Origin of the sequence: Nocardiopsis sp. NPDC006938 (genome assembly GCF_042869555.1) — a bacterium.
GTDB lineage: Bacteria > Actinomycetota > Actinomycetes > Streptosporangiales > Streptosporangiaceae > Nocardiopsis.
On the sequence record NZ_JBIAGA010000003.1, the window covers coordinates 1 to 12,978 of the forward strand.

Annotated in this window: 13 protein-coding genes; 8 read left to right on the plus strand and 5 right to left on the minus strand. The window is 70.9% G+C overall.

The features are described from left to right. The 3 genes from ACFYL4_RS05455 to ACFYL4_RS05465 all read right to left on the minus strand — a co-directional run. Positions 1-357: helix-turn-helix domain-containing protein (locus tag ACFYL4_RS05455; protein WP_387516637.1), on the minus strand; the 357-nt coding region annotated here is incomplete at its 3' end. Positions 358-402: 45 nt separating this feature from the next. Continuing rightward, positions 403-1,056, minus strand: a complete 654-nt coding sequence (locus ACFYL4_RS05460; protein WP_387516639.1) for a response regulator — start codon at positions 1,054-1,056, stop codon at positions 403-405. Next, a complete protein-coding gene (locus ACFYL4_RS05465) occupies positions 1,053-2,192 on the minus strand; it encodes a sensor histidine kinase (protein WP_387516641.1) in 1,140 nt (379 codons plus the stop codon). The genes ACFYL4_RS05460 and ACFYL4_RS05465 overlap by 4 nt, the downstream gene beginning before the upstream one ends. A 180-nt stretch (positions 2,193-2,372) precedes the next feature. On the opposite strand from ACFYL4_RS05465, the gene ACFYL4_RS05470 reads away from it, so the two are divergent. The 8 genes from ACFYL4_RS05470 to ACFYL4_RS05505 all read left to right on the plus strand — a co-directional run bounded on the left by ACFYL4_RS05470 (position 2,373) and on the right by ACFYL4_RS05505 (position 12,210). Continuing rightward, entirely contained in the window at positions 2,373-3,320 is a 948-nt protein-coding gene (locus tag ACFYL4_RS05470) for an alpha/beta fold hydrolase (protein ID WP_387516642.1), read from the plus strand. Positions 3,321-3,833: 513 nt separating this feature from the next. Next, positions 3,834-5,360 carry an aldehyde dehydrogenase family protein gene (locus ACFYL4_RS05475; protein ID WP_357762751.1) on the plus strand — a complete coding sequence of 509 codons (1,527 nt, stop codon included), beginning with the start codon at positions 3,834-3,836 and terminating at the stop codon, positions 5,358-5,360. Between the two features lie 306 nt (positions 5,361-5,666). Then, positions 5,667-7,244, plus strand: coding sequence for a GMC family oxidoreductase (locus ACFYL4_RS05480; protein WP_387516644.1), 1,578 nt, complete (start codon positions 5,667-5,669; stop codon positions 7,242-7,244). Next, positions 7,241-8,407 carry a glycine betaine/L-proline ABC transporter ATP-binding protein gene (locus ACFYL4_RS05485; RefSeq protein WP_387516646.1) on the plus strand — a complete coding sequence of 389 codons (1,167 nt, stop codon included), beginning with the start codon at positions 7,241-7,243 and terminating at the stop codon, positions 8,405-8,407. The genes ACFYL4_RS05480 and ACFYL4_RS05485 overlap by 4 nt, the downstream gene beginning before the upstream one ends. 1 nt (position 8,408) lies before the next feature. Further along, positions 8,409-10,376 carry an ABC transporter permease gene (locus ACFYL4_RS05490; RefSeq protein ID WP_387516648.1) on the plus strand — a complete coding sequence of 656 codons (1,968 nt, stop codon included), beginning with the start codon at positions 8,409-8,411 and terminating at the stop codon, positions 10,374-10,376. Beyond that, positions 10,369-11,340: a glycine betaine ABC transporter substrate-binding protein gene (locus ACFYL4_RS05495; RefSeq protein WP_387516650.1), complete on the plus strand. Its 972-nt coding sequence runs from the start codon at positions 10,369-10,371 to the stop codon at positions 11,338-11,340. Before ACFYL4_RS05490 ends, ACFYL4_RS05495 begins: the two co-directional genes overlap by 8 nt. A gap of 154 nt (positions 11,341-11,494) precedes the next feature. Further along, positions 11,495-11,812 (plus strand): hypothetical protein, encoded by a 318-nt coding sequence (locus tag ACFYL4_RS05500; protein ID WP_387516652.1) that lies wholly within the window; start codon positions 11,495-11,497, stop codon positions 11,810-11,812. After that, positions 11,809-12,210, plus strand: coding sequence for a hypothetical protein (locus ACFYL4_RS05505; protein WP_387516654.1), 402 nt, complete (start codon positions 11,809-11,811; stop codon positions 12,208-12,210). Before ACFYL4_RS05500 ends, ACFYL4_RS05505 begins: the two co-directional genes overlap by 4 nt. A gap of 136 nt (positions 12,211-12,346) precedes the next feature. On the opposite strand, the gene ACFYL4_RS05510 is transcribed toward ACFYL4_RS05505, so the two are convergent. Further along, on the minus strand, positions 12,347-12,595 hold the full coding sequence (locus ACFYL4_RS05510) for a hypothetical protein (RefSeq protein ID WP_387516656.1): 249 nt from the start codon (positions 12,593-12,595) through the stop codon (positions 12,347-12,349). Positions 12,596-12,721: 126 nt separating this feature from the next. After that, positions 12,722-12,910, minus strand: coding sequence for a type II toxin-antitoxin system RelE/ParE family toxin (locus ACFYL4_RS05515; RefSeq protein WP_387517166.1), 189 nt, complete (start codon positions 12,908-12,910; stop codon positions 12,722-12,724). Between the last annotated feature and the right edge of the window lie 68 nt (positions 12,911-12,978).

Genomic DNA, 12,978 nt, shown 5'->3' on the forward strand with positions numbered 1-12,978 from the left:
CGACCGGGTCGACCAGTGCGTACCCCCGTCCGGTGGGGGCTGCTCCAGGGTCTGCCGGATGACCTCTTCGACGTGGGCGTCGGTGATCTTGCGAGATTGGCCCGGACGCTCCTTGTCTGAGAGAGCTTGGAGTCCGCCGTCGATGTAGCGGTTGCGCCACTTGCCCACCGTCTGCGGCCAGACCCCCAGTTTCCGGGCGACCTCGGCATCGGTGCCGCCCTCGGCGCAGCGCAGGATGATCCGTGCACGCTGGGCCATGACCTGCGCCGACGTGCGCCGACGTGCGATCTGTTCCAGCGTGCGCCGGTCCTCGTCACTGACTACCAGGGGTCTCTTCTTCCTGCCGCGTTGCGCCATGAGACCATCGTAACCAATTCTTCATCGAATTAACGACTCAGAACACTAGGCGACCAGCCCGTGCCGGTAGGCGAACACCACCGCCTGTACGCGGTCGCGCAGGTCGAGTTTGGTCAGGATGCGCGAGACGAAGGTCTTCACGGTCTCCTGGCTGATGAACAGGCTCGCGGCGATCTCGCTGTTGGACAACCCGTCCGCGATCAGCCCCAGCACCTCCCGTTCCCGCGGGGTGAGGGGGAGTTCCGCACCGGCACCGTGTGAGGGCCGGATGCGGGCGGCGAACCGGCCCACCAGCTGACGGGTGACCTCGGGGTCCAGCAGGGCCGCGCCGGTGGCGACGGTCCGGATACCGTTCAGCAGCTGGTCGGGCGGCGCGTCCTTGAGCAGGAACCCGCTGGCGCCCGCCCGCAGCGCCTCGTACACGTACTCGTCGAGGCTGAACGTGGTGACCACCAGCACCTTCACCGGATGTTCCACCCCTTCGCCCGCCAACAGCCGGGTGGCCTCGATCCCGTCGAGTTCGGGCATCCGCACGTCCATCACGACGACGTCGGGCCGCAGGTCCCGCGCCATCTCCACGGCGGTCCGACCATCGCCGCACTCGCCGACGACCTCCATGTCGGGCTGCGCTCCGATGATCGTCACCAGCCCGGTGCGGATCAGCACCTGGTCGTCGCAGACCAGCACCCGGACGCTCATCGCGCGGAGGGGATACGGGCGTGCACGGTGAAACCGCCGTCGCCTCGGGGACCGGCGGTGAAGTCGCCGCCCAGCACCTCGACGCGTTCGCGCAGACCCGTGAGCCCGCGCCCGCTTCCGCCGGGCGAGACGCCCCGGGGGCCGGGGCGCTCGGTGTTGACGTTCACGGTGATCTCCTCGGGTCGGTGCCGGACGTTCACGGTGGTGGGGCTCCCGTGCGCGTACTTGAGGGCGTTGGTCAGCGCCTCCCGCACGACCCGCTGCGCGACGAGTTCGGCGCCGCCGCGCGTCTGGGCGGGCACGCCCTCCTCGCTGAAGCGCACCGGCTGACCGGCCCGGCGGGTGCGCTCCACGACGTCGAGCATCGCCTCGTCGTTCTCGGGTGCGGGGTTGGCGGGGTCGAGCACGTCGAGGAGCTGCCGGAGGTCGGTGATGGCCTGGCGGCCGGTCTCGCTGACGGTCCCCAGGGTGCGGTCGAGGTGCTCGGGGGCGGCGGTGAGGTAGCGGGCGGCCTCGGTCTGCACGACCATCGCCGTGACGTGGTGAGTGACGACGTCGTGGAGTTCGCGGGCGATGCGGGCGCGTTCGGCGGCGAGGGTGTCGGCCGCCAGTCGGCGGCGGCGTTCGGCCTCGGCGACACGGGTGGAGCGCACCCATGATCCGATTCCCCAGGCGAGACCGTGCGCGAGGTAGAAGACCACCCACTCCGCGGGGGTCTCTCCCTCGCCCAGCCGGGTCAGTGCCAGGGCCAGGGCGACGAACGCGATGCTGCCGACCAGCAGGGTGGCGCGCCGGTGGCGTTCCAGGTGCACGCCCGCGCTCATCAGGGCGAGGGGCATCGCGGTCCCGGCGATCAGGTGGTAGCCGCTCAGCTGGTCGAGGGCGAAGCCGACCGCGACCAGGGCCAGGGTCAGCGCGGGCCACCGCCGTCGCCCGGCCAGCGGCAGGCACTGGAGGGCGAGCGCGACGACCCCCAGCGCGTCCATGGGGCGGTCCGCGACCCCGCCGACCTGGGTCCCGTACCCGTGCAGGGACGGAACGCAGGAGGCGGCCAGGAGGACCAGGGCGAGGGGGAGGTCTCGGACGGTGACGTCGAGCCGCCGCCACAGCAGGGGGAGACGTCGGTACCAGGTCACGGACGCAGTGTAGTGGCGCGGAGGGACGGCTCCGCTCCCTTTGTCCCCCATGCGAGCTACGGGCGGGTGTCCACTCGGCGGTGACGACTCCCGGCCCCTGGTTCCGTAGCGTTTCCGGTGTCACGAAGACCCCTCCCGGCCGCCCACCGCTCGGCCGGACCCGCTGCCTGGAGGCACCCCATGTTCCGCACCGTCCGTTCCGCCCGGACCACCGCCCTGACCGCCCTGTGCTGCGCGGCGGTGTTCCCGGGGCTGGTCGGCTGCGGTGTGTTCTCCGAGGTGGGGTCGGAGCTGGGATCGGCCGCCGACGAGGTGCAGTCGGAACTGGAGGACGCCGCCAGGGAGGTGCTGACCGAGGGACAGCTGTTCACCGGGACGAAGACGCTCGACGTCGACGGCGCCTCCGTGCACGTCTCCTGCTCCGGGACGCCGTCGGACGGTCGGCCGGTGGTGGTGCTGATGGCCGGGATGGGGGACGGCCTCGACACGCTGGAGGGGCTCCAGGAGACCCTGGCCGAGGACGAGCGGGTCTGCTCCTACGACCGGCTCGGCGAGGGCGAGAGCGACCAGCCGGAGGGGCGGCAGAGCATCGACGACGCGGGCCGGACGCTGACCGTCGTCCTGGAGGATGTCGCCGGTGACGGCCCGGTGGTCCTGGTGGGGCACTCGCTGGGCGGCCTGATCGCCGCGCGCTACGCCCCGGACCACCAGGACCGGGTGAGCGGGCTGGTGCTGCTCGACGCCACGTCGCCGACGATGATCGACGACATCAGCGACGTGATCCCGGAGTCGGCCACGGGCGAGGGAGCCGAGGTGCGCGCTCAGAACATGGCGATCTTCGAAGGGGAGAACCCGGAGGCCATCGTGATCGACAGCGACCCGGAGGTCCGCTCGGCGGGTGAGGTCCCGGTGGAGGTCGTCCAGCACGGGGTTCCCTACCTCGGTGAGATCGCCGAGTACGGGGACGACCTGGAGCGGGTGTGGTCCGAGGGTCAGGAGAAGTGGCTGGCGCTCTCCGACCGCAGTCGGCTCAGCACCGCCGAGGGGAGCGGCCACTACATCCACGTCGACGAGCCCGACGTCGCGGTCGACGCCGTCCGCCGGGTCGTGGACGAGGCCGCCGCCTGACCTTCCGGGTTCGAAGGGGCCCCGTCACCGGGCGAAGTCGAGGGGTCGTTGCGACACCGCTGGTCGGCTGGCCGGGTCCGGTGGCTTGGCGAGGCGCTCGGCTGGGGTTTCCCAGCCGAGCGTTGTGCGTGGGCGGCTGTTGAGGGCGGCTGTTGAGGGCGGCTGTTGAGGTCGGCTGTTGAGGTCGGCGGCGACGGCCTCCCGGCCCTCGGGACCTGCGGTCCAGCGCGGCATCCGTCCGGGTGCCGCGTACGGGCGCCGACGAACCACCGGAGTTCCACACAAACGCACGTCAAAGACTCGTCGCGGTCTTTCCCAGCGCGGTGTGTCCGCCGCTTCGTGGAGCGGGCCGGGGCGTAGGTCTGTCCACGTGGTCTGGTGATATGAGCCACGGCCGATATGCCCCCGGGCGCACCGTTTCTCCTGTTCAGCGGGGGTTATGGGAACGTTGTGGCGTATGCGACCTACGAGACGAGGCTGTTTGTGACGAGCGAACCTGGGCAGAAGGGGTCCGTGAACCAGACCCGTGTAACCCTGCCGACCGTGCCCTACCTGTCCGAACCGGGAGCGGCCACCGCCACCAGCCTGTACATCGACGGCGAGTGGCGGGCGGCGCGCAACGGACGCGTCCGGGAGATCCTCGACCCGGCCGACGCCTCCGTTCTGACCATCGTCAGCGAGGGCGGCAGGGCCGACACCGAGGACGCCATCGCGGCGGCGCGGCGCGCGTTCGACCAGGGCGACTGGCGCGGCACCACCGCCGAGGAGCGCGGGCGCGTCCTCGAACGGATCGCCGACCTGCTCCAGCGCGACCGCGAGGAGATCGCGGTCATGGAGTCGCTGGACACCGGCAAGACGATCGAGGAGGGCGGGATCGACGTCGACGACGTCACCAACGTCTTCCGTTACTACGCGGGACTGGCCGACAAGGACGCCGGCCGCCTGGTGTCCGCCCCCGAGGGCGTCCACAGCCGGATCGTCTACGAGCCCGTGGGCGTCTGCGGCATGATCACACCCTGGAACTACCCGCTCCTCCAGCTGGCCTGGAAGATGGCCCCGGCCATCGCGGCGGGCAACACCATGGTGGTCAAGCCCAGCGAGGTCACCCCCGTGACCACCGCCAAACTGGTGGAGCTCACCACCGAGGCGGGGGTTCCCGCCGGTGTGGTCAACCTGGTCCTGGGCAGCGGGCCCGACGCGGGCGCACCGCTGTCCGAGCACCCCGACGTCGACCTGGTCTCCTTCACCGGGGGCCTGGTGACCGGGCGCCGGATCATGGCGGCCGCCTCCGAGACGGTCAAGAAGATCGCCCTGGAGCTGGGCGGGAAGAACCCCAACATCATCTTCCCCGACGTGGACCTGGACACGGCCGTGGACTACGCGCTCAGTGCCGCGTTCTTCCACTCCGGCCAGGTGTGCTCGGCCGGTGCGCGCCTCATCGTGCACAACGACATCCACGACGCCTTCACCGCCGAACTCGCCCGCCGAGCCGAGGCCGTCCGCATCGGCCGGGGCCAGGACGAGGGCGTCCGCTGCGGGCCGCTGGTCTCCGCCGAGCACCGCGCCAAGGTGGAGAAGGCCGTGGCGCGCGGTGTCGAGGAGGGCGCCCGGATCATCGCGGGCGGCAGGCGCCCCGACGAGGACGGGCTCCGGGACGGTTACTTCTACCGGCCCACCGTGTTCGTGGACTGCGACCGCACCATGGACATCGTCCAGACCGAGGTGTTCGGCCCCGTCGTCACCGTCGAGCGCTTCGAGACCGAGGCGCAGGCGATCGAGCTGGGCAACGACACCGACTACGGACTCTCCGGCGGCGTGTGGACCAACGACACCGCCCGGGGCGAGCGCGTGGCCGCCGCCCTGCGCCACGGCACGGTGTGGATCAACGACTACGGCCCCTACTTCCCGGGCGCCGAGTGGGGCGGGTTCGGCCGCAGCGGAGTCGGCCGCGAGCTCGGCCTGGCCGGACTGGACGAGTACCGCGAGGCCAAGCACGTCTACCGGAACCTGTCGCCGCAGCCGCAGCGCTGGTTCGGCTAGCCCGGACCACCAGACCACCAGACCACCAGGCCACCAGACCACCGGAACCCGGTCCGGGGCCCGCCGACCTCAGCACGACGGGGACGCGGGACCACCTGACCACCGGCCTCCGGAGTCCGGGCGGCGGGGGCGCCCGGAAGACCCCAGGCCACCCGTCGGCGCGGTTCCGTCCTCCGCGCCGACGGGTGCCCTCCCGAACCCGTGCCGCGACCGTCGCGGCACCCCGACGCACATGCCAACCGAGTGCACGCGGGTCGGTTTCCCCCCGGCATCCCCCTGAGCAACACGAACGAGAGGATTCGGCCCGTGTCCACGAACGAAACCACCTACGACTACGTCATCGTCGGCGGAGGCACCGCGGGGTCGGTGATCGCCAACCGCCTCACCGAGGACCCCGGCACCACCGTCTGCGTCATCGAGGGCGGGCCGGACGACCGCGACCTGGAGCACGTGCTCCGGCTCCGCGACTGGCTGAGCGTCCTCGACAGCGACCTCGACTACGGGTACACCACCACCGAACAGCCCCGGGGCAACTCGCACATCCTGCACTCGCGCGCGCGGGTCCTCGGCGGCTGTTCCTCGCACAACACGCTGATCAGCTTCCGGCCGTTCGCCGAGGACCTCGACGACTGGGTGGCGGCCGGTGCCGAGGGCTGGGACAACGCCACCGTGCAGTCCTACGCCGACCGCATCAAGTGCAACATCATCCCCATCGCGGAGAAGGACCGGAACGCGATGGTCAAGGACTGGGTGTCCTCCGCCTCCGAGGCGGCCGACGTCCCGGTCATCGAGGACTTCAACGCCCTGACCTCCCACGGCGACGGCTTCTCCGGGGGCGCCGGGTTCCTGTCCATCGCCTACGACCCCTACACGGGCTACCGCTCCTCGGCCTCCGTGGCCTACCTGCACCCGATCATGGACGTGCGGACCAACCTCACCGTGCTCCTGGAGACCTGGGTCGGCCGCGTGCTGTTCGACGGCGACCGCGCCACCGGGGTCAGCGCCACCACCAAGGACGGCGAGCGGATCACCGTCCGTGCCCGTCAGGAGGTCATCGTGGCCGCCGGGGCCGTCGACAGCCCCCGCCTGCTCATGTTGTCGGGTGTGGGCGACGCCGAGGAGCTGGGCGCGATCGGCATCGAGAGCAGCCACCACCTGCCCGGCGTGGGCGAGAACCTCCAGGACCACCCCGAGTCGATCATCATGTGGGAGACCACCAGGAGGGTCCCCGAGAACACCGTGATGGACTCCGACGCGGCCCTGTTCGTGCGGCGCGAGGACGGCGGCGACCCCCGCCCGGACCTGATGTTCCACATCTACCAGATCCCCTTCGACGACAACACGAAGCGGCTCGGCTACGACTCGCCCGAGGACGGCTACGCGGTCTGCATGACCCCGAACATCCCGCGTTCGCGCTCGCGCGGCAAGCTCTACCTCACCAGCAGCGACCCGGCCGCCCAGCCCGCCCTCGACTTCCGGTACTTCACCGACCCCGACGGGTACGACGAGCGCACCATCGTGGACGGGCTGAAGATCGCCCGCGACGTCGCCGCCACCGAGCCGTTCCGCTCCTGGATCAAGCGCGAGGTCGCCCCCGGCCCGCAGGTCCGGACCGACGAGGAGCTGTCCGAGTACGGGCGCCGCGCCGCGCACACCGTCTACCACCCGGCGGGCACCTGCAAGATGGGCGCCGCCGACGACGACACCGCCGTCGTCGACCCCCGCCTGCGGGTGCGCGGCCTGCGCGGCCTGCGGATCGCCGACGCCTCGGTCTTCCCGACCCTGCCCACCCCCAACCCGATGGTGATGGTGCTCGCCCTGGGCGAGCGCGCCGCCGACCTCATCCGAGAGGATCGGGCCGCCGCCGAGGGGGAGGCCCGATGAGCGCCCCGGCCGCCGAAACGGCCCCCGCGACCGGCCCCACCGACGTCACCTTCTCCGTCCGCAACCTGTGGAAGGTGTTCGGGAAGAACGCCGACTCCATCGTGGGCACCGACCTCGAACGGGCCGACCGCGACCTCATCAAGGAGCGCACCGGCTGCACCGTGGCGGTGCGCGACGTCAGCTTCGACGTCCGCCCCGGTGAGATCTTCGTCGTCATGGGCCTGTCCGGGTCCGGTAAGTCCACCCTGATCCGCTGCCTGACCCGCCTGATCGAACCCACCGCCGGGTCCGTCCTGCTCGACGGCGAGGACATCGAGAACGCCACCGAACAGCGGCTGCGCGAGCTGCGCAGGCACAAGATGGCCATGGTCTTCCAGCACTTCGGGCTCCTGCCCAACCGGAGGATCATCGACAACGTCGCCTACGGGCTGGAGGTGCGCGGGATGCCGCGCGCCGAACGCTACGAGCGGGCCATGGAGATGATCGACATGGTCGGGCTCTCCGGCTACGAGAGGTCCCGCCCCGGCGAACTCTCCGGCGGTATGCAGCAGCGCGTGGGCCTGGCTCGCGCCCTGGCCGTCGACCCGCAGGTACTGCTGTTCGACGAGCCCTTCAGCGCGCTCGACCCGTTGATCCGCCGCGACATGCAGAACGAGGTCGTACGGCTCCAGCGCGAACTGAACAAGACCTCCGTGTTCATCACCCACGACCTCCAGGAGGCGCTCAAGCTGGGCGACCGCATCGCCATCATGCGTGACGGCGAACTCGTCCAGGTGGGCACCCCGGAGGAGGTCGTGGGCCGCCCGGCCAACGCCTACGTCGCCGACTTCACCTCCGACGTCGCCCGCACCACCGTGCTCACCGCCCGGTGGCTGGTCCGCGACGCCTACCCCGACGAGCGCACCGACGGCCCCACCACCGAACCCGGCACCGTCCTGGCCGAGGTTCTGCCCATGCTCGCCGCGAGCACCGCCCCGGTCCGGGTCGTGGAGGGCGACACGCTCCTCGGCTACGTGGGCCGCGACGACGTGCTGCGCGCCATCGCCGAGGACCAGCTGGACGACGCCGACCAGGTGGCGGCGATCGAGGAGGAGACGGTGGAGGAGATCTCCGACGAGGCCACCGACCACGCCTCCCCGAAGCCGACCGGGGACGGTGGGTGACATGGCCGCGGTGACCGAAACCGCCGGGGCCGCGGGCACCGGCGCGGGAGGACCGGCAGACCGGGGAGACACCGGAGGCCTCGTACGCAGCACGTGGTTCCAGGCGCTGGTCGCGGTCGCGGTGCTGGTCGCGGGCTACTGGGTGAACCGCGCGCTGGGCCATCCGGCCTGGGCCGGGGCGTTCCCGACCGGGATCGGCGACGCGTTCATGGCGTGGCTGGACGGGGTCTACGCGTGGATCGTCGCCAACCGCAACGACAGCCCGCTGTTCCTCTACTTCTTCAACTACATATCCGTGGGGCTCGGATCGGCCGTGGTGCTGATCAACCAGCTCCTGAACGGGCTCACCTGGCTCGGCGTGACCGTCATCGGCGTCGTCGCCTCCTGGCGGGTCGCCGGGTGGCGGGTGGCGCTGCTGGTCCTGGCCACGTTCGGCGTGTTCGCGCTCACGGGGCTGTGGAACGAGTCGATGACGACCCTGTCGCTCATCATCACCTCGGTGTTCATCGCCCTGCTGTTCGGCATCCCGCTCGGCGTCCTCGCCGGGCGCAGCGCCGGGTTCTACCGGGCCGTCCGCCCGGTGCTGGACTTCATGCAGATCATGCCGGCCTTCGCGTACCTGCTGCCGTTCGTGCTGCTGTTCGGCATCGGTAACGCGTCGGCCGCCGTCGTGACGGCCGTCTACGCCCTCCCGCCGGTCGTGCGCATCACCGCGCTGGGCATCCGCGAGGTGAACAAGGGCGCCGTCGAGGCGACCACCTCGCTGGGCTCCACCCCGTGGCAGATCCTCACCAAGGTGCAGCTTCCGCTGGCCAAGCGCACGATCCTGCTCGGCGTCAACCAGACCATCATGCTGGCCGTGTCGATGGTCGTGATCGCCTCGGTGATCGGCGCGGGCGGTCTCGGCGACGCCATCTACCAGGCCCTGACCAAGATCAACGTCGGCCAGGCGTTCCAGGCGGGCCTGGCGATCGTCATGCTCGCGATCGCGATGGACCGGGTCACCGGCGCCGTCGGCCACGGAGCGCACACGCCCCGGGTTCCGTCGCGGTACCGGATGCCGCTCCTGGGCGGGATGCTCGCCCTGGCCGTCGGCGCGGCCGCCGTGGGCCGACTCCTCGGCCTGGGCGGCTGGCCGCGCGACCTGTCGGTCCGCGTCGACATCCCGGTCAACGCCGTGGACCGGGCCATCGAATCGGCGATCGGCCCGGCCGCCGCCGCCCTGGGCTCCTGGACACAGACCTGGGTCCTCGGGCCGCTGGACACCCTGCTCACCGGTTCGCCCTGGTGGTTGGTGGTGCTGGTGGCCGCCGCGCTCGGCCTGATCTTCGCGGGGTGGCGGGTCGCTGTGGTCTCCGCGCTGTCGTTCCTGGCCATCGGCCTGCTCGGGGTGTGGGACAACGCGATGGACACCCTGTCCCAGGTGCTGGTGGCCACGGTCGTCACCATCGCACTGGGTGTGGTCGTCGGCGTGCTGATGTCGCGCGGTGACGTGTTCGCGGCTCTGCTGCGGCCGGTGCTCGACTTCATGCAGACCCTGCCGCCCTTCGTGTACCTGATCCCCGCGGTGGCCCTGCTCGGCCTGGGGCCCGTCCCCGCCCTCGCCGCCGCGGTGATCTTCGCCCTGCCACCCGTGATCAGGCTCGTCAACGATGGCATCCGGGGTGTCCCGGGCGGCACGCTGGAGGCCGCGGTGTCGCAGGGGTCCACCAAGTGGCAGCTGCTCACCAAGGTGGAGCTGCCCATGGCGCGGGGCTCCCTGCTGCTGGCGGTCAACCAGGGCATCATCCTGGTGCTCTCGATGGTGGTCATGGGCGCGCTGGTGGGCGCCGGAGCGCTCGGCAACGACGTGGTGCTCGGACTGGCGCAGAACGAGCTCGGGCTGGGTCTGGCCTCGGGTCTGGCGATCGTGTTCCTGGGTCTGTTCCTGGACCGGGTGACGCAGGGAAGGAGGGCACCCCGTGCCTAGGTTGACGAGGAGGGGCGCCCTGCTCCGGCTGCTCGCCGCCGGGCTGGCCCTGGTGATGGTGAGCTCCTGCGCGGTGCGCACCGACCAGATCGCCCGCGACCCCAACACCGTGCGCATCGCGGTGAACGGGTGGGTGGGCTACGAGGCCAGCGCCGAGGTGCTGGCGAACATCCTGCGTGAGGAGATGGGCTACGAGGTCCAGCTCGTGCGCGTGGACGAACAGCCCTCCTGGCAGGCGCTCGACCAGGGCGTCATGGACGTCATCGTGGAGAACTGGGGCCACGAGGACCTGTTCGAGCTCTACGGGCCCGACGGTAACGGCACCGCCGTGGACGGCGGCCCCAACGGCAACGAGGGGGTCATCGGCTGGTACGTCCCCGCCTACCTGGCGGAGGAGGTTCCCGAGATCACCACCCTGGAGGGGCTCAAGGCCAACACCGACCTGTTCCGGACCGCCCAGACCGGTGACAGGGGCGAGTTCCTCGCGGGCGCTCCGGGGTTCGTCAGCCAGGACCAGGGCATGATCAACGCCTTCGGTCTGGACCTGGAGATCGTCTACGCCGGTTCGGAGGCCGCGCAGATCACCGAGGTGCGGCGCCGCTACGCCAACGAGGAGCCGGTGCTCTTCTACTTCTACGATCCGCAGTGGTTCCAGGAGGAGGTTGACCTGGTCAAGGTCGACTTCCCCGACTACCACGAGGGCTGCGACGCCAACCTGGACGACGTGCCCTGCGACTACCCGGTCTACGACCTGAACAAGATCTTCCGGGCCGGTTTCGTGGAGGAGGACGACTACGCGTACCGCTTCCTGGACAACTGGAAGTGGACCAACTCCCAGCAGAACGAGGTCGCGCAGATGATCGCCGACCAGGGGATCTCGCCGCCCGAGGCCGCGGAGATCTGGGTCGACGAGAACCGTGACGTCTGGGAGCCGTGGCTCCCGGAGGGTCACGAGCACCGGTAGCGGCGCGGTGCGGTGGGGGCGGGTCCGTGAGGGCCCGCCCCCACTACGTGTCGGGGGTCGCGGTGACTGGCACGTGAGCGGTTTCGGGAGGCCGGGGGTGACCCTTCGCGCGATTGGTGCTACCAGGGTGCTACCTTTCGCGTACTCTGGTCGCATGTCCGCTGAGAAGCTGTCCGTTTCCCTGGAGACCGAGACCCTGGAGCGCGCCCGGCGCGCGGCCGCCCGGGAGGGGGTGCCGCTCTCCAGATGGCTGAACAGGGCCGCGCGCAGAGCAGCGGACCTGGAGGAGGGGTCGATCGCCCTCGAAGAGCACTTCGCCGAACACGGGGAACCCACGGCCGAGGCCGAGGCTGAGGCTGAGCGGGTCACCGAACGGACCGGTGTCGGTCGCCCGATCCCCATGGACAGGGCACGGGCGAACCAGGCCGCGTTGGCCCACCTCGACCGGCTCGACGAAGCGAGTGACCAGTGAAGGTACTGCGGCCCCAGGGGTTCGTCCTGGACGCGGGCGCGCTCCGTGAGGCCGAGGCCAACCCCCGAGGGGTGGTGTGGTCCCTGTGCCGCAGGGAGAACCAGGCTGGCCGCCAACCCCTGCTCCCGTCCGCCGTGCTGGCCCAGATCTGGCGTGGAGGAGCCCGACAGGCCGCGATCGCCCGCGTGGTCAAGGTGACCGAGACCGTCGAACTCGACGAGCGCATGGCGCGCAGGATCGGCACGCTCCTGGGCATGTCCGGGACCACCGACGTCGTGGACGCCATGGTGGCCCTCGTGGCGATGGAAGCGGGTGCCGCGGTGATCACGTCGGACCCGGTGGACCTCGCGAAGCTGGTGGATTCCGTCCAGGGGGACGTGCCCTTGGTGACGGTCTGAGTAGGGGGCGGGTCCGGAAGGGCCCGCCCCCACCCTGCGTCGGGGGTCGCGGGTCGATCCCCGGCCAACGGCGTCAGCCGAGGACACCGTCGACGCCGGGACCGGCCCCGAAGGCCTCACCGCTCGGCGCGGTCGCTCAGCGGGCGGGGCGCTCGTAGTGGAGGCGGCGGCTCACCCAGTAGACGTTCACGCACGTCGCGACGAACCCGACCCCCAGGACGACCACCAGCCAGGCCAGGTGGGTCATCACGATGGCCGCGATCGTTCCCACCAGCATGACCACGGCGCCGAACACCGCCAGGACCAGGCGGAACCCCAGCGCGCTCGCCGGGCGGTCGTGGGTGCCCAGCGCCCCCTTCAACCTGCCGCGTCTGGCACGTTCCATGTCGTAGACACCTCCCTGTGAACAGTCCTACCCCGCCCCCGCGCGTCCTACGGTCCGGGGTACGCGAAAGGCGGTTCGCCAGTGGTCAAGTCTCCCGACACCCCAACGCCCTCGAGGTCGAGACGGTCAGAGGTCGCGGTGAACCTCGCGGTGGTGCGCCACGCTCAACACGAGCACGAGCAGCTCACCGTCACGGATCGCGTACACGATCCGGTAGTCACCCACTCCGACCCGCCAGGAATCACTTCCGCCCTTGGGCGGGATGCTCCCGGCCGGGCGAGGATCGGCCGCCAGCTCGTGAATCTTGCGGGCGATTCACAACCGCACTGGCTTGTCGAGCTTGTCGAGCTGCTTGTACGCCTGTTCAGCGAAGGAAACGGCGT

Coding starts and splice junctions, on each gene's coding strand:
- ACFYL4_RS05460 (WP_387516639.1), bottom strand. CDS start 1,056: ATGAGCGTCCGGGTGCTGGTCTGCGACGACCAGGTGCTGATCCGCACC.
- ACFYL4_RS05470 (WP_387516642.1), top strand. CDS start 2,373: ATGTTCCGCACCGTCCGTTCCGCCCGGACCACCGCCCTGACCGCCCTG.
- ACFYL4_RS05485 (WP_387516646.1), top strand. CDS start 7,241: ATGAGCGCCCCGGCCGCCGAAACGGCCCCCGCGACCGGCCCCACCGAC.
- ACFYL4_RS05490 (WP_387516648.1), top strand. CDS start 8,409: ATGGCCGCGGTGACCGAAACCGCCGGGGCCGCGGGCACCGGCGCGGGA.
- ACFYL4_RS05500 (WP_387516652.1), top strand. CDS start 11,495: ATGTCCGCTGAGAAGCTGTCCGTTTCCCTGGAGACCGAGACCCTGGAG.
- ACFYL4_RS05510 (WP_387516656.1), bottom strand. CDS start 12,595: ATGGAACGTGCCAGACGCGGCAGGTTGAAGGGGGCGCTGGGCACCCAC.